Raw genomic sequence first — 20909 nt, 5'->3', positions numbered from 1 at the left:
CACGGTGCTATTGCCGTAGGCCGAATCGCCACGCACCAGGATCTGCCCGGTGACCCCGGCAGCACGGGCGGTAGCGGCCGCTTGAGCGATCATGCCACGGCCGGGCTTGCCGGTGTGTGTTGTCGGAAATTCTGTGGGCGGGTGCGCTTGCGCGCCCGCTTGGTGAGTAACTCCCTACGGGAGAAAAAGAACCAACGCCGCCTGACGGCGGTAGGTGGAAATCATGCACAACTGGGCGCGTGACAGGACGGGGATCGCGGCGCGGCACCAGGTGGTACACCGAGGGTCGCCGGCCGATGCTGGGGGTGCCTGGTGAGCCGTGGCCACGTTGCGCCTCCACGGCCCACTGGGACACCCGTAGGACGCGCCAGGCAGCAGTCACCGTGCGTACGTCACAACCCACCCGGGACGCGATCGTCGCCCGTGTGACGGCGACGTGGCGGCCAGTAGCGTGATCGGCGTGCTCGGCCATCACCGCAGCGATCGACAACAGCGTGGCCGCGGTGATCGACACCCGTTCCTCGGCGCACAGCTGGCCCAAGGCCGCTGAGTGCGCCCAGTTGCGCAGACCGTCAAGCCAACCGGCGCGACTAGTCCACATCGGTGCACGCGGTGCGCACGCCCCGGCGCGCTGCACCCATTCGCGGCGTCGCTCGTTGGCCAGTGCGCGCACTACGTGCGGGCTGGGAGCGGTAGGAGCTACAGATGCGCCGAGCGACGTGGGCCACGCACGGCTCGCCCGACGTGATCGGGCAATGGAGAGGTCACGGTTTGCGCACCGATCGCGCGGCGAATCTGGTGCAGCTTCGAGGCGTGCGCTACCGTGAGAGCTGTCCGGCAAAGACAGTCCCTTCGGGGAGATGGGTGCGGACCCAGAACCGAGCTGCTAACTCGCTTCAAAACCTCGACAGGGCCTCGCTACGGCGAGGCCTTCGTCATGTCAGCGGGGTAGTCCGCACACCGGCTATTCAGATGTCACATTTGCCAAGGCCTTGTCGTCGCCAAAATTTGAGGCCTGGCGCTGGTGTCGTCACATCGCCAGCGGCAAGACCTCCTCGCCGTGGTCGAGGGTGCGGGCGTATTCGGGCAGCCCGACGTGTACGGAGAGGATGTCGGCAATGTGCGGCGGCACTTTGTGACCGGGTGCTTGTGCTGTGAGGCGTTCAGAAACCTCGCGATGCGGGCGGACCATGATTCGCCCGTAGACATCGCCACGAAGCGCCTGGAGCGCGCGCGGGACGGTTAGCGCTGAGGAGCTGGTGAGTTCGCGGACATGCTGAGGCAGCCCGGCATACAGGGCGAGTACGTCCGCGACATACTGCGTCGCCGAAGAGGAGCCCGCGGCGGCGGCTTTCTCGACGAGGCGCTGGGTGACGGCCGGATGGGTTTTGACCATGTGAGCTGCACGGTCACCTTTGCTTGGGCGAGCCATACTGCACACCCTCGCATCGAAACCCGTTTTGGAAACGCGCGACACGCCTAGGGTGCCCGGCCTGTTTCTAGAACAGCGTTGAACGGCACCGACTCGGGCCGGTTTGTTCGTTTCGGGTGGGCCAAAATGGCTGTTTTTGTGGCGACTGGTTCAAATTGCGCTTTGGGACGCGACTGCTTCAAAAGCGCTGATTGTTGTCAGACGGACGTTTGTGCCCGTATTATTCGTGGTGCCTGTTGCGTTGAGCTTCAGGAAGTAAGCCCGAGACCCGGCCGGACGACCGTGGCGCTCGGGCTTTGCGCTTTCTCGGGCCTGGTCAGACGTCGCGGATGGCCGTGACCGCTGGAGCGATCAGAGTGCGCCAGGGCCCGCCTTTCGCCCAGCACCAGGCGATCGCGTCAGGGACGGCGAGCAGGGCCTCGACGTGGGAGCGTTGGTGCTCGTAGCGCAAGGTGTCTCGACAGCCGGCGGCACGGGTGTATTCGATGAGTTTCTGGTTGTCGAACTTCACCATCGTTTCGTCCTCGTCGAGGATGATGTGCGCCTCGCCCAGCCCGGCGTGGTCGTCAACGAGGGCTTGTAGACATGCTGACCGTCGTTGGCGTTCGTTACGGTGTTGAGGACCGGCGCGGTAGACAGTGGCTTGCACGCCGGCATCGACGAAGGCCTGAGCGATGGTGCGTTTGCGGCCGTCTTTCTCATCCTTCATGTGCAGGTAGCGCTGCCCAGGCAGGAGTAGCCCACGCACCATCTGGCGCAGTCCAGTGAGATCCGTCGAGACGTGGACGCTGGCCACGAGCAGGTAGTCGCGCTGCTTGGTCTCATCGACGTAGATGTGCATGGGCAGAAACGGTAGTTACCTACCGTGCAGTCCCTAGGGGTGAACAGCTGCTACCAGCACGTTCACCGCAATTACGGGCTGATGAAGGGTCCTGACACCTCACCTGATCACGGCATGCGGTCGTTGTGGTCTGGCCTGGGGATGCCCGCACCGTCCAGGTAGGTGTTGATCGCATCGTCCACGGTGTCGGTGATGACGTATCCGCGCGCTTTGATCCATTCCAGTCGCGCCAACGTCCCTGAGTGCAGCTGCGTCGCGAACGGGTTCTTCGCCTTGCGTTGCCGGGGCTTCAACCGCACTGCCAGCTCTGCCGACTCCTGGTCCTGGTTCGGTGTCGGTGCCGCCGACGCGGGTCGGGGAGGCGGATTTTCATCGTCCGGTTGCGGCGATGTGGCCTCTGCTGCCGGTGCCGCAGGGGTTTGTTCGGGTTGGACCCGGGCGGCCTGTGCCCGGCGCTCTGCGCGAGACAAGGGCCTGGTGGAGCCCACCTCCAAGCCACTGGGTTTCGATGCGGCGTTCATGCTGCTTGCCGCCTCGCCACGATCCGTTCGGCGATTTCTCGGTATGCCACTGCTGCCGTACAGGTGGGGGCATGCACCTGGACCGGGATGCGCTTCCCCTTGGCCTCCACCACCCGCACGGTATGCGGGATTTCACCCAGGTACGCCCCGCCTGCGGACCACTCCCCCCAATCGGTGCGTAACTGCCTGCGCACGTCCTTGCTGGCCTTCGGGTTGCCGTCGAAGTCAGCTAGCAGCACGTAACGGATTTCCACGTCAGGGTTGAGCGTCTCTTGGACATCGAGAACGGCGTTGCCCAACTCGACCAGGCCGTCGATTTCGTCGGGGCCGGCCTTGAGGACCGCCAAGACGTAATCGGCAGCCGCCAGTGCCGCCGTCGTCAACTCCCCTAAGGCCGGCGGGCAGTCCATCAGCACGAAGTCATAGCCCTCGAGGTCGTCGAGCTGGCGGGCTAGCCGCAGCTGACCGCCTGAACCGAGCCCTGTGCGCTCCAGCTCCTTGAGCGCGAGATGGCCGGGCGCGACGTCGATGCCGAACTCGCTCGGCCTGATGACAGTTGGCAGCGGAACCCGCATTGCCCTGTCCGGGTGCAGCACCTCGTACATCGAGGCATCGTCGGCGCCGAGGTCGACGCCGAGGCCTTTGGTGCTGTGGGCCTGCTGATCCATGTCGATCAGGAGAACGCGGAACCCCATCGCGGCGAGGCTGGCACCCAGGTTGATCGTGGTTGTGGTCTTTCCCACGCCTCCCTTTTGCAGCGCCACTGCCACGATTTCACACTGCCCAGCGGCGGAAACATTCATGGCTGCGATCTTACTACTTACATGTCTACATGTGCACTTACATGTAAGGAAACATGTATGTAAGTTAACATGTATGTATTTACCCGGAGGTCCGCTCAAGGCGGCGTCAACTTAATCCGGCGTGCGCCAGGGCTACCCGCGGGCATGAAGACCGCCACGTAATCAGGTTGGAGGTGCGGGTGGAGATCACTGGCGCGCAGGTCGACGGGCAACCCGGCTTCTTCGCCTAAGCCTCGATCCACCGATGTATCGGCTGGTCGCAGGGTGTCGGAATGAGGAAAGTGCCCTTTGAACTGGGAAGATTGGTGTTCTCGACGCACTAATCAGTCCAGGTCAGAAAGGCACTTCCGGTGAAAGTGTCCCATAGTTTCGCTGTGTCGTCGGCGGTCTTCGATGATGACCATCTCGTGTCCTGTGCTGGATTGGTCCCGGTGATGACCCTGGCGGCCCAGACTGCCTTGCCGCAGCTATTACGTGACAAGGTGGTCATTGCCGAGCCGAGGATCAAGTCCGGGGCGGCCAACCCGGCACCGAAGCTGAGCACAGTCATCGCGGGCATGTGTGCCGGTGCGGACTGCATTGACGATCTCGACCTGGTGCGGGCAGGTGGGATGAAGACACTGTTCGGCGGCGTGTATGCACCCTCGACCATCGGAACTTTGTTGCGCGAGTTTACTTTCGGACACGCCCGCCAGCTCGAATCGGTTTTGCGCGAGCACCTGGCCGGACTCTGCGCGCGGGTCGATCTGTTGCCTGGCGCCGACGAGCGCGCGTTCCTCGACATCGACTCACTGCTGCGTCCGGTCTATGGCCACGCCAAACAAGGTGCTTCCTACGGACACACCAAAATCGCGGGCAAGCAGATCCTGCGCAAGGGCCTGTCGCCGTTGGTCACCACGATCAGCACCGCCACGAGTGCGCCGGTGATCACCGGCGCCCGGTTGCGAGCCGGGAAGGCCAACTCCGGCAAGGGTGCGGCCCGGATGATCGCCCAAGCCGTCGCCACCGCCCGCACCGCCGGGGTCACCGGCCAGATTGTGGTGCGCGGCGATTCGGCCTACGGCAACAGCACCGTGGCCACAGCCTGCCGCCGCGCCGGTGCCCAGTTCTCGTTGGTGCTGACCAAGACCCGCGCCGTCGCTGCAGCCATCGAGTCCATCGACGAGAGCGCCTGGATTGCAGTGGAATACCCCGGAGCGGTCCGTGATCCCGACACGGGAGCCTGGATCTCCGATGCCGAAGTCGCCGAGACCACCTACACCGCCTTCACCTCCACCGACAACCCGATGACCGCCCGGTTGATCGTGCGTCGGGTCAAAGATGCCCGCTTTCCTGATGCGCTGTTTCCGGTGTGGCGGTATCACCCGTTCTTCACCGACACCGACGAACCCACCGTTGCGGCCGACATCACCCACCGCCGCCACGCGATCATCGAAACCGTGTTCGCCGACCTGATCGATGGACCCCTGGCTCACATGCCTTCGGGACGTTTCGGAGCGAACTCGGCGTGGATCCTGTGCGCCGCTATTGCCCACAACCTGCTGCGCGCCGCCGGCGTCCTGGCCGGTGGAGCCCACGCAGTCGCCCGGGGCGCCACACTGCGCCGCAAGCTCATCACCGTCCCCGCACGCCTGGTCCGACCGCAACGCCGACCCCTTCTGCACCTACCGAGCCACTGGCCCTGGGCTGACCACTGGCTTACGCTGTGGCGCAACACCATCGGCCACAGCCCACCACTCACCGCCACCACCTGACCACCTGGCCGAATAGGCCCCTACCGGAGCGCACAGGGAAAAGCTGGGCAGACCAGCGGTTACGTCACGCTCACAAGCCCACCAAACGACAACCAGCCACGGCAGACACATCAATCACTCAAGTCCACGGATCGAGGCTAAGCGGAGCACCTCGGCTGCGTCCGGGTGCCCAGCTCTCGATACTTCGAGGACGTAGAGCGCCCACAAACTTGAAACAGCCATACCGCGAATCAGTTCCGGCGAATCCAATTCGGCCCCGAACGGTCTTATAGGGCCCACAACAACTTCCGGGGGAGGCGTGATGTCGAAGTGCGCCCGGACGAGTCCATACGTCGGATGGACTGCCTGCGATAGATCGCGGTAAATTCCATAGAGCAAGCGAGTGGATGAGAACCTCTCGCAAAGGTTGAAGACCGACCAGACCGAGACTGGTTTCTCGCCGAGGAACTCACTCAACTCTTCGGCCAGAGCGGCGGACTCGGCCAGGTTGGGTGTATCGGCGGCGGCCCGTACGACTGCGTCAATGAACTCACTCGACCGTCGGTGATCCTGTAGTGACATCTGTTGTGCGAGCAAGTCTTCCCCGTCCTTGGTCCATAAGACCCACTGCGCAGTCAGAGCGTGCTCGAACGCGATCCGAACACAAGACATGGCCACCCAGGGAGATGATGAATGCAGAGTTACCGCGGCCTCGACGTGGTTCAACGCATGAGCGGCCAGCGGAAAACAGACTCGAAACTTCCTGCTCAGCTCAGGGTTTAGTTCCGGTGTCGACGTCTGCTCCTGCCACGACGTGCGCCACCGATCAAGTGCCACGTTGACCACCGTCATCCAGCCGGTCTCCGTCTCGTCCACTCGATCGGCGTACTGAGATTCGAGCCTTGCCACCTTGTGCATCAGCTCGATGCGAGGATCGTCACCACCTGGTGCTGGGATACGCGGGATCTCGTTCACGTGGCCCGACTCCGGCTCAAATATCGGTACGCGGTCGCACGCCCGATGCCGAATGCAGCGGCGAGCTCGTCGACCGGTTCACCGGTGGCTGCCAGCCGGCATAGCTGTTCCTGGCGTGCGGCGCTGAGCTTCGGCGGTTTAGTGGCTGGCAGGCTGCGCGATCGGCGGGCTTCACGTGAGGCGGCGCGTCGTTCACGGCCGAGTTCAAGTTCCAGTTCAGCCAGGGTCGCCATGATGGCAGCGACGGCACGGCCGGTGGGAGTTGCGGTATCGATGCCCTCGCGGAGGGCGCGCAGCACGATTTCTCGCTTGTCGAGGTCGGCGATAGTGCGAGTGACTTCGGCAGCGGAGCGCCCGAGACGGTCAATAGCGGCCACCACAACGGTGTCTCCGCTTCGGGCGTAGTCGAGCAGCGCAGCGAGACCAGGACGGGCGGTGCCAACCGCTCCAGAGAGTTCGTCGGTGAAAACCCGTTCCGGGTCGACGCCGGCTGCTGCGAGGGCGTTGCGTTGAGCGGTGAGGTCCTGGCCGGTGGTGCTGATTCGGGCGTAGCCGAGAATGGCTGTCATTCGTTCACTGTCTCACCTGGCGGCGACAGGGAAGATGCGAGACACGCTGTGTGAGACGAGATATGAGACGGTTCCACCTGGGGCGATGCGACGGGGGAGTGGGCGCCTCAACCGTGTCTCGTTTCTTTAGAAGCGAGACGCGCTGGAACTGCACCCGGGGAAACCTCGATCTTCTTCGTGGTGGGGGCGCAGCAGCTACGGCCCCGCACCTTTGAACAGAGGTTTTGCGCACATCCGGCGGGGCACTCCCACACAATGTGGGCGCAATCCTGAACGCGTCTGGCGGCGCTATCGCATAGATTCAGCGATGGAGGGAGGCGACAAAGTGCCTGAGCGCGATGCGGCCACGTCTCCAGAAACTGCGACGTGGTCCACCCACGCGGTCGACGCTGACGCCGCCGTCGACTATTGGCGCTCGGTGCGACGCCAGGCTTACGTCGATGTTGCGCCGAGCCCCTATGATCGGAGTTTCTCCGGCGAGATTAGCTATGCCGACTACGGTGACTTTGCGCTGTCCGTCAAGCGGGCCAGCGGCGAGAAGGTCAGTCGAAGCAGCACTCTGATATCCCGGGGGGCCGAAGCGGAGTACCTATACGCGTTGTTTCAGAGCCGTGGCACGGGAGTCGTCACGCAGGCTGGCCACAGCGCGGAAGTCCGACCTGGCCGGGTGGTGATCTATGCCAGCGCGCGGCCGTTTTCGTTGGACTACCGCGATCCGTACGAGCAGGTCGTGGTTCATCTACCGGCCGAGCGTGCATTCGCTGACGCCGGCTTGCGGCCTAGTACTGATCTGCTCGCGGTGGAGATCCCCGTGGACGGGGCGCTCTCGTCAGTGTCCGCGTTCTTCCAAAGTTTGGCTGCTACGCAAACCACCGACCCGGAGGGAGCCGGCCTGCTGGCCCCGTACGGGGCGAACCTGGCCAGTTCCTTGCTCGCCTACGCAGCGAGAACTCGAGGTGTACAAGACCTTTCGCTCCTGCTGCAGCGCGAGCGGGCCCTTGCTTACCTGCGCCACCACCTCGGCTACCCAGACCTCGATGTGGACCGGATCGCCGTCGGCTGCCACGTGTGTCCCGCCGCACTCTGCACCGATTGTTCGAGGGCACCGGACAAACCGTGACCGCGCATCTGCGCACCATGCCGCCCAGACTCGCTCGCGGCCGTACCAGAAGAACGACCAGGCGCATGTGGAGTCGAAGAACCACCATGTGGTGCGCAAACACGCGTTCTACTGGCGCTACGACACCCCCGACGAGCTAGAGCTGCTCAACCGGCTGTGGAAGCTGGTGTCGCTGCGCCTGAACTTCTTCACCCCGACCAAAAAACCCGTTGGCTACACCACCACCGCAAACGGTCGCCGCAAGCGCATCTACGACAAGCCGGCCACCCCGTGGCAACGCCTGCAAGCATCAGGACTCCTTGAAGCACAACAACTCTCGAACGTTGCCGACCGAATCGAGGGCATCAACCCGGCCGATCTGACCCGGCAGATCAACACCATCCAAATGCAACTCCTGGATCTGGCCCAGGCCAAGACCGAGGCCCTCACCGCCGCCCGCCACCTCGACCTGGAAGCATTGCAACCGTCAATCAACCGATTGGCCACGGCGAAGTAACGCAAGCCCCCACGCGCTCATTATGCGTGAGGCACCAGCTCACCCTTCGCGCTCACAATTAGGTGAGGCACCTCGTAGCGCGACGTGCAGGACCGGCTCGATCCGTCGCCGTAACTTCGTCAGATCAGCACCACCGAGCGCAGCACCTCGCCGGGCGTGCATCTTGTGGAGGGGCCCGCAGCATCCTTCAAAAGGAATGCGCAGCCCGGCCATCCTCTGCGGGCCAAACTGGCACGGGACGTCAGGGTTGTGGCACGCATCGACAGTGGGATGTCCCGCCGCCATTGCTAGCCTCGTCGGACGAGGAGATGAGTAGTGGAGCCAGATAATAGAGTTCGGGTGCGCGGTGCCCGCGAGCACAATCTGCGCGGCGTCGACGTGGAGGTGCCGCGTGATGCCCTCGTCGCGTTCACCGGGGTGTCGGGTTCGGGCAAGTCATCGCTGGCCTTCGGCACGCTCTTCGCCGAGTCCCAGCGGCGGTACTTGGAATCGGTGGCGCCGTACGCGCGGCGTCTGATTGATCAGGTGGGTGTCCCGGATGTCGATTCGATTGAAGGGATGCCACCTGCGGTCGCGTTGCGGCAGCAGCGCGGTGGTACCAGTACCCGTTCGTCGGTGGGCAGCGTCACCACGCTGTCGAGTCTGGTCCGGATGCTGTATTCGCGTGCGGGCACCTACCCTGCGGACCAGCCGATGCTCTACGCGGAGGATTTCTCGCCCAACACCCCGCAGGGTGCCTGCCCGACGTGCCACGGTATGGGCTGGGTGTATGAGGTGACCGAAGCACTGATGGTGCCCGACCCGTCGTTGTCGATCCGTGAGCGTGCCATCGCCTCATGGCCGCCGGCCTGGTACGGGCAGAATCTGCGCGACATCCTTACCACGCTCGGCTACGACGTCGACGCTCCGTGGAAGACGCTGTCGCGCAAGGACCGCGAGTGGATTCTGTTCACCGAGGAGCGTCCGACGGTGCCGGTGTACGCGGGCTTCACCCCGGCGGAAACTCGACGCGCCGTGAAAGCCGATATGGAGCCCAGCTATCAGGGCACCTTTATCGGTGCCCGCCGCTACGTCCTCGACACGTTCGCCAACACCAAGAGCGCTGCGGTCAAGAAACGGGTCTCTCAATTCGTCGGAAGCGGCCCATGCCCGGCGTGCCACGGAAAGCGGCTCAAACCCGAAGCGCTGTCGGTGACATTCGAAGGTCTGGACATCGCCGAGCTGTCGCGGCTCACCCTCGACCAGCTCGCCGCGCTGTGCGCCAGGGTGCTCAGCCCGCGGTGGAAGCCGGCCACCTCCGGTGCGGCCCTGAACCAGAAGACACGAAAGTCGGCGGTCAACGCGCGGGTCGTGGCCGGGGGTTCCGCGCATGCCGCGGCACCAGATGTCCGGCAAACACCCAACATGTCAGACGAAAAGCGCGCCGCTGCACAGCGATTGGTCGCAGAGCTGCAGGAGCGGCTGCAACCGCTCATCGATCTGGGACTGGGATACCTCTCCCTGGCCCGCAGCACGCCGACGCTATCGGGCGGGGAACTGCAGCGCGTGCGGCTCGCGACGCAACTCTCGTCACAACTGTTCGGCGTCGTCTACGTCCTCGACGAGCCGTCGGCCGGTCTGCACCCCCGCGACCGGGACGCCTTGCTGGACATCTTGGCCGGCCTCAAACGCAGCGGCAACAGCGTCTTCGTCGTCGAGCACTCGCTGGATGTCATCGCCGCGGCGGACTGGCTGGTTGATATCGGGCCCGGCGCCGGGCTGGACGGCGGCCAGATCCTCTACAGCGGTCCCCCGGCCGGGCTGGCCGATGTCACCGACTCGGTCACCCGCCGCTATCTGTTCGGCGACGAGACCCGCGTCGCCTCGCGCACACCGCGGGAGCGCAGTGACTGGCTGCAACTCGCTGGTGTGCAACGCAACAATTTGCATGATCTGTCGGTATCGGTGCCGTTGCGCTGCCTCACCGCGGTCACCGGGGTGTCCGGGTCGGGCAAGTCGAGCCTCGTCGCCCAGGCCCTACCCGAGATCGTCGGTGAGCACCTCGGCCGTCCGGTGCGGTTCGACGACGCCCGCGACGACGACCTGCTCACTGAGGCCACGCAGGTCACCGCCTCGGGCGAGGTGCTCGGCGACCCCCACGGTGTGCGGCGGGTGGTGTGCATCGATCAGAAGCCGATCGGCCGCACACCGCGATCCAACATCGCCACCTACACCGGGCTGTTCGACCACGTTCGCCGGCTCTTCGCTGACACCCCCGGGGCCAAGAAGCGCGGCTACAAACCCGGACGGTTCTCGTTCAACGTCAGCGGCGGACGATGCCCGACCTGCGAAGGGGAGGGTTGGGTGATGGTGGAGTTGCTGTTCCTGCCCAGCGTCTATAGCCCGTGCCCCGACTGCCACGGAACCCGTTACAACCCCGCGACTCTCGCGATCCGCTGGCGGCACAAGAACATCGCTGAGGTACTCGAACTCAGTGTGTCGGCGGCCCGGGAGTTTTTTGACGGCGAACCCGCCGTGCTGCAAGCTCTGGAGGCGCTGTGCGATGTCGGGCTAAGCTACCTGCGGCTCGGGCAGCCGGCCACTGAACTGTCCGGCGGCGAGGCGCAGCGCGTCAAGCTCGCCGGTGAACTGCAGCGTGCCCACCGCGGTGACACGCTCTACCTGCTCGACGAGCCCACCGCCGGACTGCATCCCGCCGACACCGACCGGCTGCTGGCACACCTGCACCGGCTCGTCGACGCCGGCAACACCGTGGTCGCCGCCGAACTGGATATGCGGGTGGTCGCCCAGGCTGATCACGTCATCGACATGGGACCCGGCGCAGGGGGCGCCGGTGGCCGCATCGTCGTCGCCGGTACCCCGCGGGAGGTCGCGGCATACCGGGACAGCGCCACCGCCGCGTATCTTGCCGCTGAACTCGCCGACTGACGCCTTGGCACGGATTGTCATAACGGTGGCGCGCGCGGTCACCGACACGATGCATGGTCCTGCATACGCTGACAGGACAGTTCGCCACCAGGCCGACTGACCGTCACATCAGCACATCAATTGTGCTGCAAGGAGGTTCACAACCATGGCTGAAGGTAATCGCGCAGTCGTCTTCCACAATCCGGGGGACATGCGGGTCGATTCGCTGGAGTATCCGAAACTGGTCATGCCCAACGGCAAGAAGGCTCCCCATGGCGCGATCCTGAAAATGGTCGCCACCAACATCTGCGGCAGCGACCTGCACATCTTCCGAGGCTCTTTTCCTGTGCCCGAGGGGATGGTCATGGGCCACGAGATGACCGGTGAGGTCGTCGAAGTGGGCTCCGACGTCGAGTTCCTCACCGAGGGTGATCTCGTCTCGGTCCCGTTCAACGTTGCCTGCGGGCGGTGTCGCAACTGTAAGGCGCGCCGTACCGATGTCTGCGAGACCACGAATGCCGACGTCGCGTGCGGCGCGTACGGGTTCAACCTCGGCGACTGGCAGGGTGGTCAGGCCGAGTACCTGTTCGTCCCGTACGCCGACTTCCAATTGTTGCGGTTCCCGGACAAAGACCAGGCGATGGAGAAGATCCTTGATCTCGCCCTGCTTTCGGACATTTTGCCCACGGCCTTTCATGGCCTGATGGAGGCGGGCGCCAAGCCTGGCTCGACGGTGTATATCGCCGGTGCCGGTCCGGTCGGCCGCTGTGGTGCGGCGGCGGCGCGGCTGCTGGGTGCGTCCTGCATCATCGTCGGCGACTACTACCAGGACAGGCTTGATCTGGTGAAGAACAACGGGTGCGAGACGATCGATCTGAATAAGGACGTTCCGTTGCCCGACCAGATCGAGGCCATCCTGGGCGAGCGTGAAGTCGATTGTGCCGTGGACTATGTCGGTTCCGAAGCGCACGGCATCGGTAAGGAGGCGGAGGACCTTCAGCCGCAGGCTGCCATCAACCAGGTGCTGGAGGCCACTCGCGCCGGCGGCGCCACGGGCGTCATCGGCGTCTACGGACCTGACCCCCTGGCGCCGACAGAGGCCGGCAAGAAGGCACTTTCCCGCTCGACTTCGGCAAGGCGTGGATCAAGTCGCCGCGCGTGTCGGCGGGGCAGGCGCCGATCATGCACTATCACCGCGAACTGATGATGGCGATCCTGTGGGACCGCATGCCCTACCTGAGCCCCATGCTCAACAACAAGGTCATCAGCCTCGACGAGGCGCCGGACGTCTACGCGATCTTCGACCAGGGCTCATCCAACAAGTTCATCATCGACCCGCACGGAATGATCTCGGCGTAGGCGAGCATGCCGGGTGCCACCGCTTCCTCAGGGTTGAGGTGGCACCCGGTAAGCACTCCGCCCACCGGTAGGAGGCACGCATGATCGACTCGTCGTCGGTTGACGTCCGCTACCAGGGATTCTTCGACTGCGAGCTCGCTGCGTGTCTTAGGTGGGTGTCAAGTCGAAGCGGCGTTTGAGCCCGTTGCCTTTTCGCCATTCCCATAGGCCGCGGTGTTGGAGCTGTCCGACGACGATCCCTTCGCTGACATCGATGCGTGTGGCGAAGGCCTCCACCTCGGTGGTCGTGGTCAGTGCGGCGAGGTGGTGTTGCTCCCGCGGGGGGATGAGGGTGTTGGCCGCGAATCGGTTGGCCGCGTCTTCGATGTCGTCGCTCTCGGAGCCGTCGTCGATGAAGGTCTCCTTCTTCGAGTGCAAGAGAACGTGTCCGGCCTCGTGAAAGAACGAGAACCAGAACTGATCCTCGGTCTTGTAGCGATCGCTGAGAGCGATGACCGCTCTAGTGGGGCTGGACCACCAGGTGGCTCCGCTGATGCGGCATTTGTCGATCTCTGCGACATAGACGACGAGAACACCCTGGGCAGCGCATAAGCCTTGCAGTTCGTGCAGGAAGTCGTCGGTTCTGGTGAGTGTGCGGGCGTGATGGAGTGCGGTGCGGAATCCGTCCTTGTCGAAGGGTTCGGCGTGAAGATGCTGGGCGGTGAGCTCCCCGATCCGAATCCACGACGCCACCGACTCGGCGTGGCTGGTGAATGTGTTCGCCCGCTTGAACGAGGCCACTGGGCGACTCCATATGCGGCGCCACGCGGCCAGGTTGGCGACGCCGAAAAAGGCCAAGGCGGCGTGGTAAAGCTCCCGCCGGTCATTGGTGGTGGGCAGGTAACCGCGGAGTTGGAGAGCAGTGATCGGAAGATCTCGCAGCCAGGTGAGGTGCTCGCCTTCCAGCTCGACGTCGGGATGGGCCTGTACCTGGCCGAGCGCGGCATCGGCGGACAGGTCCGCATCACCAGCAGCCTTCCCGGCCACCGAGATCACCTCTGGGACGACCGCAAGCGGCTCCCCACCTCCGTCGCCGCCGCCGATCTCTACGGCCAGAACGTGCAAATCGTCGACATGAACGCACTCAACGCTGCCCTGGCGGTCAACCGGTGGAAGCGTCACGTCGGCATCTACGCCGACCTCGAAGGTGAGCACTTCAGCCTCTACGCCAGCGACGGCAACGACATCACCAACGAGGACCAGTGACGGTGCTACCCACGGATCGCTTCACCCATGAGTTCGTCGACTTCATCCCCGCCGACCTCGACGCCGGTGTCCTCTACGTGTCGCTGCCGTACGCCACCGTGATGCATCTCTGCGCCTGCGGATGCGCAGGTTGCGTCCAGCAGAGTGGTGTACGAGTCGGACCTGATCAGCGGTACCGGCGTGTCGTAGCCGACTGATTGAAGGTCATCGCGTGATTCTTCGAGGGACCGTCCAAAGTCACTCGAGCAAAGGAACCGACGCGATGACCACTGCCCACAATATCGACCTGCCCGCGGTGCTCGCCGAACGACTCACCACCGCCCATCCCGATGTGCTGCGCGAGCTGCTGGCCACGTTCATCCACACCCTGATGGGCGCGGAAGCCGACGCCCTGTGCGGCGCCGGATACGGCGAACGCAGTACCGAGCGCACCAACTCCCGCAACGGCTACCGCCATCGCCGATTCGACACCCGTGCCGGCAGTCTGGATCTTGCGATCCCGAAGCTGCGCCAGGGCTCCTACTTCCCGGACTGGCTGCTGGAACGGCGCAAACGCGCCGAACGGGCCCTGACCACCGTGGTGGCCACCTGCTATCTGCTCGGAGTCTCGACGCGGCGGATGGACAAACTGGTCGAGACCCTGGGGATCACGTCGCTGTCGAAGTCCCAAGTCAGCGTGATGGCCAAGGAACTCGACGCCGCCGTGGAGGCCTTCCGCACCCGCCCACTCGATGCCGGCCCCTACACGTTCATGGCCGCCGACGCGCTGGTCCTCAAGGTCCGCGAGGGCGGGCGGGTGGTCAACGTGCACGCCCTGATCGCCACCGGTGTCAACAACGACGGCTATCGGGAGATCCTCGGCATCGAAGTCACCACCGCCGAAGACGGGGCCGGCTGGCTGACGTTCCTGCGGTCGCTGACCGCCCGCGGCCTGTCGGGGGTCAAGCTGGTGACCTCCGATGCGCACGCCGGGCTGGTCGCCGCGATCGGCGCCACCTTGCCCGGGGCGGCCTGGCAGCGCTGCCGCACCCACTACACGACCAACCTCATGGCCGTCACCCCGAAGGCCTCGTGGCCGTGGGTCAAGACGCTGTTGCATTCGGTGTTCGACCAGCCCGACGCAGAATCCGTTGAGGCTCAATATGATCGGATCATCGACGCCCTGGCCGACAAGCTGCCCAAGACCGCCGAGCACCTGGAAGCCGCACGGGCGGATCTGCTGGCGTTCACCGCGTTCCCCAAACAGATCTGGCGCCAGATCTGGTCCAACAACCCCCAGGAACTTATCCGGCCCTCGGGGGCGCATCAACCCCAGGTGGTCGATTCGGTCAGCGGTCGAGGCGGTGCAGGTGGTCGGTCAACGCGTCGGCGACACGGTGGTGGCGGGCGGCTTCGTCGAGCCAGCCACGGGCGCGGGCATCTGCTTCGAGGGTTTGGATGTCGCTGCGTTGTGCCTTGAGTGCGCCTTGGAACTCGGGGCCGGTGACGAAGTTGTCGCAGGTTTCGCAGATGTTGGCATAGGGACAGGCGCCGGCACTCTGGTGGCGGGCGCAGTAGCCGTGGGCGACACGTGTTTTGAGCATCTCACTACCGAGCCAGCTGACCGCATCGGGGACGATGGGTTTGCCGACCGGAGTGAGAGTGAACTGTCGTCGCATCTTTCCCATGGCCTGGTCGTAGGCATCGCGCAGCGTCGGGGAGGCCAGGGTGGCGTAACGCAGCGTCATCTGCGGGGTGACATGTCCGAGCAGTGCCATCAAAGCCTGCAGGCTCATGCCCGCGTTCGCGAGTTCGGTGGCCCACGTGTGGCGTAGCTGATGCGGGGTTACCACCAACGGTGCGCCGCCAGTTCCGTGCAGCCCGCAGGACTCGACGGCGGCGAGCAGGCCTTTGCGTAACCGCGTCTGCCCGAGGCGGCGGCCGTGCGCGACGAACAGGAAATCGGTAGGCGCTCCGGTACGGGGATGCGGCAGTGGGCGGCAAACACCACGTCTGCTGGTCCACTGGTCCAACGCGGCAATGGTGTTGGCCGAGAGTGGAACCATGCGTTCGGTGGCGAGCTTGCCCAACGGAACTTTCAACCAGGTGCCGGCGGGTCCGTAGTCGATGACGCTGTCGAGTTCGAGGTCGAGCAGTTCCCCTATTCGCAGCCCGGCCCCGCGCAGCACCGTCAACCCGACGCGGGTAAACGTATCCTCCAGCTGGGCAACCGCGTTCATCACCGCGGCGTCGATATCAGGTGGCAGGGCGCGTGGCAGGGGTTGATCGAGTTTCGGGATATCGACGGCGAAGACCAGACGACGCGGCGGTGCCTGCTCCCAACCCCATTCGGTGATGTCATCGAGGAGGTTGCGCACGCTCAGCACCGTCGATTGGATCACGGCCTTGGAGATGGTGCGTCCTGCGCCGGCGGCGGCGCGTTGCCCACGCCAGGTGCGGGTGCGATTCCAGACCAGGAAACCCTCGATGTGACGGCGATCCAGATTCTCGAATGAGGTGAGTTCGGGATGAGTGGTGCTGAGATAGTCCGCGAACGGCAGCAGATCGTTGATCAACGATTCGACGGATTTCGGCCGCAGCACCGATGCCCTGACGGTGACGTAACGCAGCAGCGTCTGCCGGATCGGGCCGGTCATCGCCACGTCGGCGAAGCGTTGGGCGTAGCTGCGGGCCCACCGCCGACGCTGTGGTGGTGTGTCGACGATGCGGGCGTGAAAAAGCATCTGCCGCAGCCCGGCGATCCGGTTGCGGTAGGCGCGCCTCGACGATGCCGGGATCGACTGTGTGGCAGCCAGTGCGGCATCGAACTTGTCGACCGTGCCGTTGGTGACATCGTGGACGAGTCCGCCGTGCCAGGCGAGCAGCACCGCCAGGCATTCACCCAGGACCGTCTCGATCCATTGCGGTGTCCAGCCCAAGGCCAGCCCGGCCGTGCGCACGGCGGCGAATCCGTCCGGGTCGCGGTCCTCGACGGCCCGGCCGAGGCCAGTGAGGTTCTTGACGGCCGCGAGTTCGAGGTCGAGCCGTAACGCGCCCCGGCCAACGACATGACACAGCAATGGCCACGCCCCGCTGTGGCGCAGCTCGGCCAACCGCTCGGCCGCCGGTCGAGTCATCCAGTCCTGCAGATCCGGGTGCTCGGTCAGGAAGGTGCTCGCGCTGCGGGTGCGACCACGCACCGACCTGCCACTGAGACCTAGGCCGGAAACGTACTCGAGATAGTCGTCCAGCACCGCATCCGAGTCGGCCAGTAGGTCGATCGATGCGAGCGTCCGGTTGGTCATCGTCGTGTCCCAGCGAGGCTGGCGCGAGCCGCACCGTATTCGGCGGCGAGTTGTTCGACCGACAGGTGCACGTAGCCGGCGGTGGTTTCCGGGGACACGTGGCCCATCAACTCCCGCAGCACCATCAGATCGATGCCAGCAGAGGCGAGTTCAGTGCCGTAGGTATGACGGAGCCGATGCGGACGTACCCTCGTCGCACCGGAGTGGTCTCGGTGCCGCCGAAACAGCGACCGCAGTCCGGCCTCGCTGACCGGGGCCCCCGCGGAGGGTCCGCGCAGCACCACGAAACACTCCTCGGTCGCCAACCCTGGTGGGCGTTCCAGGCGCAGATAGGCCGACAGTTCGGTGAAGAATGCTGCATCGACCGGCACCACCCGTTCCTTTGAGCCTTTGCCGAGCACCCGCACTCGTCGCCGGCCGAAGTCGATGTCGGCCAACCGCAAGGATCGCACCTCGGCGCTGCGTAAGCCCCCGAATAGCATCGCCCACACCATCGCCCGATCCCGATGGGTTCGCAACGACGCCACGAACCGCTCGACTGCATCCGCGTCGAGGGACTCGGGCAGCAATCGCGGTTGCCGCACCAGTCGGCCTCCGGCCCGAGGCCGACCCGGGCCCAGATGCCCGAGCGGCCCCCGCGCCACCGGTCGCAGTCCCTGCCCGCGCCGCGGTGAGGGCACCGGGTTGTCGGTACGTATCCCAGTCATCACCAGGTACTCGAACAATGCCCGCACCGCCGCGACCCGCCGGTTAATCGTCGATGCCGCCGCGCTCCCGCCATTCCTTCTCGCCGGGTTGCACCGGGGGTCACGGCGCACGTCCTGCCAGTCGATCCACTCGAACACCTCCACCGGCGTCACCGCCGCCACCGCGAGATCACGGTCGAGCAGGAACCGAGCCAAATTGAGCACATCGAAGGCATACGCCCGCACCGTCGCCGCACTGAACCCGCGTCCGACCAGATGCACCAGGAATGCGTTCGCCGCTGCGCACCCCTCCCACGGGCCGTCGATCGCATAGCCCTCGCTGCTGGTACGCACCCGAACAGTCATCGCCTACCCCTCTCGGCCCTGTCAGCATGCGCCCCGCATGACCGGCGGCCTCGAACCTCACGCCGCATCCACGGTCGTGTCGTGGGAGGGCCGGTTAACCGATAGGCTCAACAAGGAGATCCGACGCCGCACCGACGTCGTCGGCATCTTCCCCGACCGCGACGCCCTCATTCGCCTGGTCGGCGCCGTGCTGGCCGAACAACACGACGAATGGGCCGAATCCCGCCGCTACCTCGGCCTAGACGTGCTGAGCAAATCACGCACCGTCAACGACGCCCCGACAGAACAGGAGGACACCCCCGCGGCACTGACCGCCTGAACCATCACCACGAAGAATCACACGACGACGTCGTACACCACGTCCGTGGACTTGACCGATGCGCAACGAAGGTCGCGTCCGCACTCGACCCGACTGACTACGCCATCACTTTCGACGGGGAGACCATCAGCCTGTCCCCCTCGATCGGCAACTGGAACTTTCACTGCCGATCCCACTACGTCATTCGACGCGGCCAGGTGCGCTGGATGCCCGCCATGAGCGACGCGGACATCGCCGCCGGACGCCACCGCGATCGACGGGCCAAGACAGCCCGCGACGAACTCTTCGACGCCCCAACCCCACCCCGCGTCACCCCGGAGAACGACACCACGCCCGTCGGCGGACACGGCCACATTCGGCAGCGGGTCACCGTGGCGATCAAAGGTCTCATCGCCACGATCAGGGGCCGCTGAGCATCTCGTAACGGGCATGCCCGAGGCCGCGCGGATCGCGTTGTCGCTACTCGTTCTTGTGTGCAGCGCGGGCGGCGGCGCGGCGTTGTTGGCGACTCATCCGCACGCCCGGATCACCACCCCAAGGGGCGTCGCGGGTGCCGCCGTCGCTGGTCTCCAGCATGGGGATGGTGGGGTGCGCCAATTCCGCCCGCAACTCGGCAATGAGGGTTGTTTGGGCCAACGACTCAGCGCGCAGGGTGGCCACCTCGCGGCGGCGCTCCTCGGCCCTGTCGGCGTCGGCCTGAAGGTGGCGGCGTAGCCGCTGGACGTCACCGCGGGCAGCCCGGTATTCGGGTTCCTGGTCCAGGGCGTGCTGGCGGGCAATCGAGACGGCGAAGTCCTCCATGTCGGCGCGCAGTTCGGTGTGCAAAGTGTCGTGGGTGTACCTGTAGATCAGGGTGTCCAAGAGCTGGCGGCAGTGCACCGGGGAGCTCAAGAACAACCGCGCCAGGGTGCCCATTGACGGGATCGCCAGCCGGGCATCGGAGTCGGGGCGATGGGATCGCGGCACCTCCACCACCGTCACTGCCGACCCGGCGTTGCGGGCGGCGACCCGCTCTGCGGAGGCCAGCCGGCGGCACGCCCCCGAGCACCACACCGGGCGCCGACCCCGCCCGCGGTCGGGCATGTCGAAGACCGTTCCGCACCGCGGACAGGTCCGGGTGGTGTCGACTCTGGCGGCCAGAGCCGCCGGGTCCGCGTCGGTGTTCGTGCCGTCCACGCCGCCCCCTTCCGTTCCCAGTTGTGACCGTCATTCTATTTCGTCTGGGACGCTATGTGATGGTTTCGCGACCTGAATGCAAAAGGTGTGTGGTTCGGCGGTGAGCTCGGGAAGGCCCGTGGCGTGGACGGGGATGGGCGGCAGCAGACGGTCAGGCCGGGGACGGGGTGGCAAGGACACGGTGGACCGGTTCGAACGGACACGAATGGGCTTGTGAGCAGCGGTGGAGGGTGGCGGAGCGAGGGCGCGGGTGACCGGCCGGTGTTGGGCTCCCGGACGCGACCGCGACCGGCGTGCACGTTGTGCCAATGTGCCAGACGTCTTCGGGGGTGTGTCGGTGGTGGGTGTGAGCATTGACGGGTGGACGACGGTGGGGACCTGGTGGTGCCGGCGGAGTGTGTGGCGTGGTGTCGTGGCCAGGACGTCGGGGTGAGTGTGTGCGATGACATGGCCGAGGTGGATCTGGAGTGGTGGAATGCCCGTCTGGCTCGGCACGCGATCCCCACCCGGATCGTCGGCCGCGATGTCGACGGCCTGCCCACCGATCATGGCGTCGGCTATCTGCGCCGTGCGGATCTCATCGGGAACGTCGATGGCGGCGTGGACGCCGACACGTCACGTAATGGTGGGTCGGTGGATCTGGGCGTGCTGTATCGCGCTGCGGCGTGGCTGTCGGGGCACCCCGGCCGTGACCGGCGGCGGTGCTTTCCCGACGTCCGCACCTTCGCATCGTCTGGTGGCGAGCGGGATGCGGTCACCGCCGTGCTGTTGGCATGCCGACAGACTCCTTGGCAGGCGATACCGGACGCCGCGTCTGCACGGCGGTGGTCCGGGTGGCCCTGCGTGTCCGGTGTCGGGCCTAATGGGAGTCGATCAGCGAGTTTTCACCCGATAGCGATCTGTTGAGGGGACGCTGGTCACCGAGCCGCTGGTCGGTGAGCACTGTGTCGGCCTGGAATGCAGTTCGATTCCTAGCGCTAGCTGTAACTCCCAGACAGGTTGTGAACGGCGTGGTGAGCGGAAGTAGGTGAGGACCTCCGGTATCGGTGTGGTTACCAAACACGCACATCCGATTAC

Annotated in this window: 20 protein-coding genes and 3 pseudogenes; 13 read left to right on the top strand and 10 right to left on the bottom strand. The window is 65.2% G+C overall.

The window, feature by feature from the left end; translation table 11 throughout:
- Window positions 1-1030 precede the first annotated feature (1030 nt).
- From AB0876_RS33910 to AB0876_RS33895, 4 genes are all read right to left on the bottom strand, one after another.
- A complete protein-coding gene (locus tag AB0876_RS33910; protein WP_234713725.1) occupies window positions 1031-1396 on the bottom strand; it encodes a hypothetical protein in 366 nt (121 codons plus the stop codon).
- A 352-nt stretch (window positions 1397-1748) separates the two neighbouring features.
- A complete protein-coding gene (locus tag AB0876_RS33905) occupies window positions 1749-2273 on the bottom strand; it encodes a hypothetical protein (RefSeq protein ID WP_043416444.1) in 525 nt (174 codons plus the stop codon).
- 107 nt (window positions 2274-2380) lie between these two features.
- Window positions 2381-2794 (bottom strand): hypothetical protein, encoded by a 414-nt coding sequence (locus tag AB0876_RS33900; protein ID WP_043416443.1) that lies wholly within the window; start codon window positions 2792-2794, stop codon window positions 2381-2383.
- A complete protein-coding gene (locus AB0876_RS33895; protein WP_047041181.1) occupies window positions 2791-3597 on the bottom strand; it encodes a ParA family protein in 807 nt (268 codons plus the stop codon). Before AB0876_RS33895 ends, AB0876_RS33900 begins: the two co-directional genes overlap by 4 nt.
- A gap of 350 nt (window positions 3598-3947) precedes the next feature.
- Between AB0876_RS33895 and AB0876_RS33890 the strand changes: the two genes are divergently transcribed.
- Window positions 3948-5351: an IS1380 family transposase gene (locus AB0876_RS33890; protein ID WP_025997282.1), complete on the top strand. Its 1404-nt coding sequence runs from the start codon at window positions 3948-3950 to the stop codon at window positions 5349-5351.
- Between the two features lie 114 nt (window positions 5352-5465).
- On the opposite strand, the gene AB0876_RS33885 is transcribed toward AB0876_RS33890, so the two are convergent.
- Both AB0876_RS33885 and AB0876_RS33880 read right to left on the bottom strand, forming a co-directional pair.
- Window positions 5466-6305: a DUF5677 domain-containing protein gene (locus tag AB0876_RS33885; protein ID WP_047041003.1), complete on the bottom strand. Its 840-nt coding sequence runs from the start codon at window positions 6303-6305 to the stop codon at window positions 5466-5468.
- The gene (locus AB0876_RS33880) at window positions 6302-6874 is read right to left on the bottom strand and encodes a recombinase family protein (RefSeq protein WP_043416436.1); all 573 of its coding nucleotides are present in this window, start codon (window positions 6872-6874) and stop codon (window positions 6302-6304) included. Before AB0876_RS33880 ends, AB0876_RS33885 begins: the two co-directional genes overlap by 4 nt.
- A 307-nt stretch (window positions 6875-7181) precedes the next feature.
- On the opposite strand from AB0876_RS33880, the gene AB0876_RS33875 reads away from it, so the two are divergent.
- From AB0876_RS33875 to AB0876_RS33855, 5 genes are all read left to right on the top strand, one after another.
- A complete protein-coding gene (locus AB0876_RS33875) occupies window positions 7182-7994 on the top strand; it encodes a cupin domain-containing protein (protein ID WP_043416433.1) in 813 nt (270 codons plus the stop codon).
- Window positions 7995-8061: 67 nt separating this feature from the next.
- Window positions 8062-8490, top strand: a complete 429-nt coding sequence (locus AB0876_RS33870) for a hypothetical protein (protein WP_225507950.1) — start codon at window positions 8062-8064, stop codon at window positions 8488-8490.
- A gap of 315 nt (window positions 8491-8805) precedes the next feature.
- A complete protein-coding gene (locus tag AB0876_RS33865) occupies window positions 8806-11418 on the top strand; it encodes an excinuclease ABC subunit UvrA (protein ID WP_047041000.1) in 2613 nt (870 codons plus the stop codon).
- A 190-nt stretch (window positions 11419-11608) separates the two neighbouring features.
- Window positions 11609-12601, top strand: coding sequence for an alcohol dehydrogenase catalytic domain-containing protein (locus AB0876_RS33860; RefSeq protein WP_225507948.1), 993 nt, complete (start codon window positions 11609-11611; stop codon window positions 12599-12601).
- Window positions 12580-12756, top strand: a complete 177-nt coding sequence (locus AB0876_RS33855) for a hypothetical protein (RefSeq protein WP_225507946.1) — start codon at window positions 12580-12582, stop codon at window positions 12754-12756. Before AB0876_RS33860 ends, AB0876_RS33855 begins: the two co-directional genes overlap by 22 nt.
- A 147-nt stretch (window positions 12757-12903) precedes the next feature.
- On the opposite strand, the gene AB0876_RS33850 is transcribed toward AB0876_RS33855, so the two are convergent.
- Complete coding sequence (locus AB0876_RS33850; RefSeq protein WP_048896588.1) at window positions 12904-13536, bottom strand: ImmA/IrrE family metallo-endopeptidase; 633 nt, start codon at window positions 13534-13536, stop codon at window positions 12904-12906.
- Window positions 13537-13599: 63 nt separating this feature from the next.
- Between AB0876_RS33850 and AB0876_RS33845 the strand changes: the two genes are divergently transcribed.
- The 3 genes and pseudogenes from AB0876_RS33845 to AB0876_RS33835 all read left to right on the top strand — a co-directional run.
- Window positions 13600-14001: a hypothetical protein gene (locus AB0876_RS33845; RefSeq protein WP_131811434.1), complete on the top strand. Its 402-nt coding sequence runs from the start codon at window positions 13600-13602 to the stop codon at window positions 13999-14001.
- Complete coding sequence (locus tag AB0876_RS33840; RefSeq protein ID WP_047040998.1) at window positions 13998-14198, top strand: hypothetical protein; 201 nt, start codon at window positions 13998-14000, stop codon at window positions 14196-14198. The genes AB0876_RS33845 and AB0876_RS33840 overlap by 4 nt, the downstream gene beginning before the upstream one ends.
- A 65-nt stretch (window positions 14199-14263) precedes the next feature.
- A pseudogene (locus tag AB0876_RS33835) lies at window positions 14264-15322 on the top strand (IS256 family transposase); the annotation flags it as partial.
- Window positions 15323-15329: 7 nt separating this feature from the next.
- On the opposite strand, the gene AB0876_RS33830 reads toward AB0876_RS33835, so the two are convergent.
- Entirely contained in the window at window positions 15330-17285 is a 1956-nt protein-coding gene (locus AB0876_RS33830) for a site-specific integrase (protein ID WP_047040994.1), read from the bottom strand.
- Entirely contained in the window at window positions 17282-18337 is a 1056-nt protein-coding gene (locus AB0876_RS33825; protein ID WP_024637592.1) for a tyrosine-type recombinase/integrase, read from the bottom strand. The genes AB0876_RS33830 and AB0876_RS33825 overlap by 4 nt, the downstream gene beginning before the upstream one ends.
- A gap of 82 nt (window positions 18338-18419) precedes the next feature.
- Here AB0876_RS33825 and AB0876_RS33820 point away from each other — a divergent pair.
- The 3 genes and pseudogenes from AB0876_RS33820 to AB0876_RS33810 all read left to right on the top strand — a co-directional run.
- Window positions 18420-18656, top strand: a pseudogene (locus AB0876_RS33820) (transposase); the annotation flags it as partial.
- A pseudogene (locus AB0876_RS33815) lies at window positions 18548-18853 on the top strand (ubiquitination-like system serine protease family protein); the annotation flags it as partial. The pseudogenes AB0876_RS33820 and AB0876_RS33815, both read left to right, overlap by 109 nt.
- Window positions 18854-18862: 9 nt before the next feature.
- Window positions 18863-19069 (top strand): hypothetical protein, encoded by a 207-nt coding sequence (locus AB0876_RS33810; RefSeq protein WP_047040985.1) that lies wholly within the window; start codon window positions 18863-18865, stop codon window positions 19067-19069.
- Between the two features lie 46 nt (window positions 19070-19115).
- Here the strand turns inward: AB0876_RS33810 and AB0876_RS33805 are convergent, their stop codons facing one another.
- A complete protein-coding gene (locus AB0876_RS33805) occupies window positions 19116-19832 on the bottom strand; it encodes a hypothetical protein (RefSeq protein ID WP_052773283.1) in 717 nt (238 codons plus the stop codon).
- 360 nt (window positions 19833-20192) lie between these two features.
- Between AB0876_RS33805 and AB0876_RS33800 the strand changes: the two genes are divergently transcribed.
- The gene (locus tag AB0876_RS33800) at window positions 20193-20738 is read left to right on the top strand and encodes a hypothetical protein (RefSeq protein ID WP_048896585.1); all 546 of its coding nucleotides are present in this window, start codon (window positions 20193-20195) and stop codon (window positions 20736-20738) included.
- Window positions 20739-20909 lie beyond the last annotated feature (171 nt).

It is taken from the genome of Mycobacterium sp. NPDC049093 (genome assembly GCF_040704635.1).
In the GTDB taxonomy this organism is placed as follows: domain Bacteria; phylum Actinomycetota; class Actinomycetes; order Mycobacteriales; family Mycobacteriaceae; genus Mycobacterium.
Note: the sequence above shows the minus strand (reverse complement) of the source record. Positions and strands in the feature narration are given on the sequence as shown.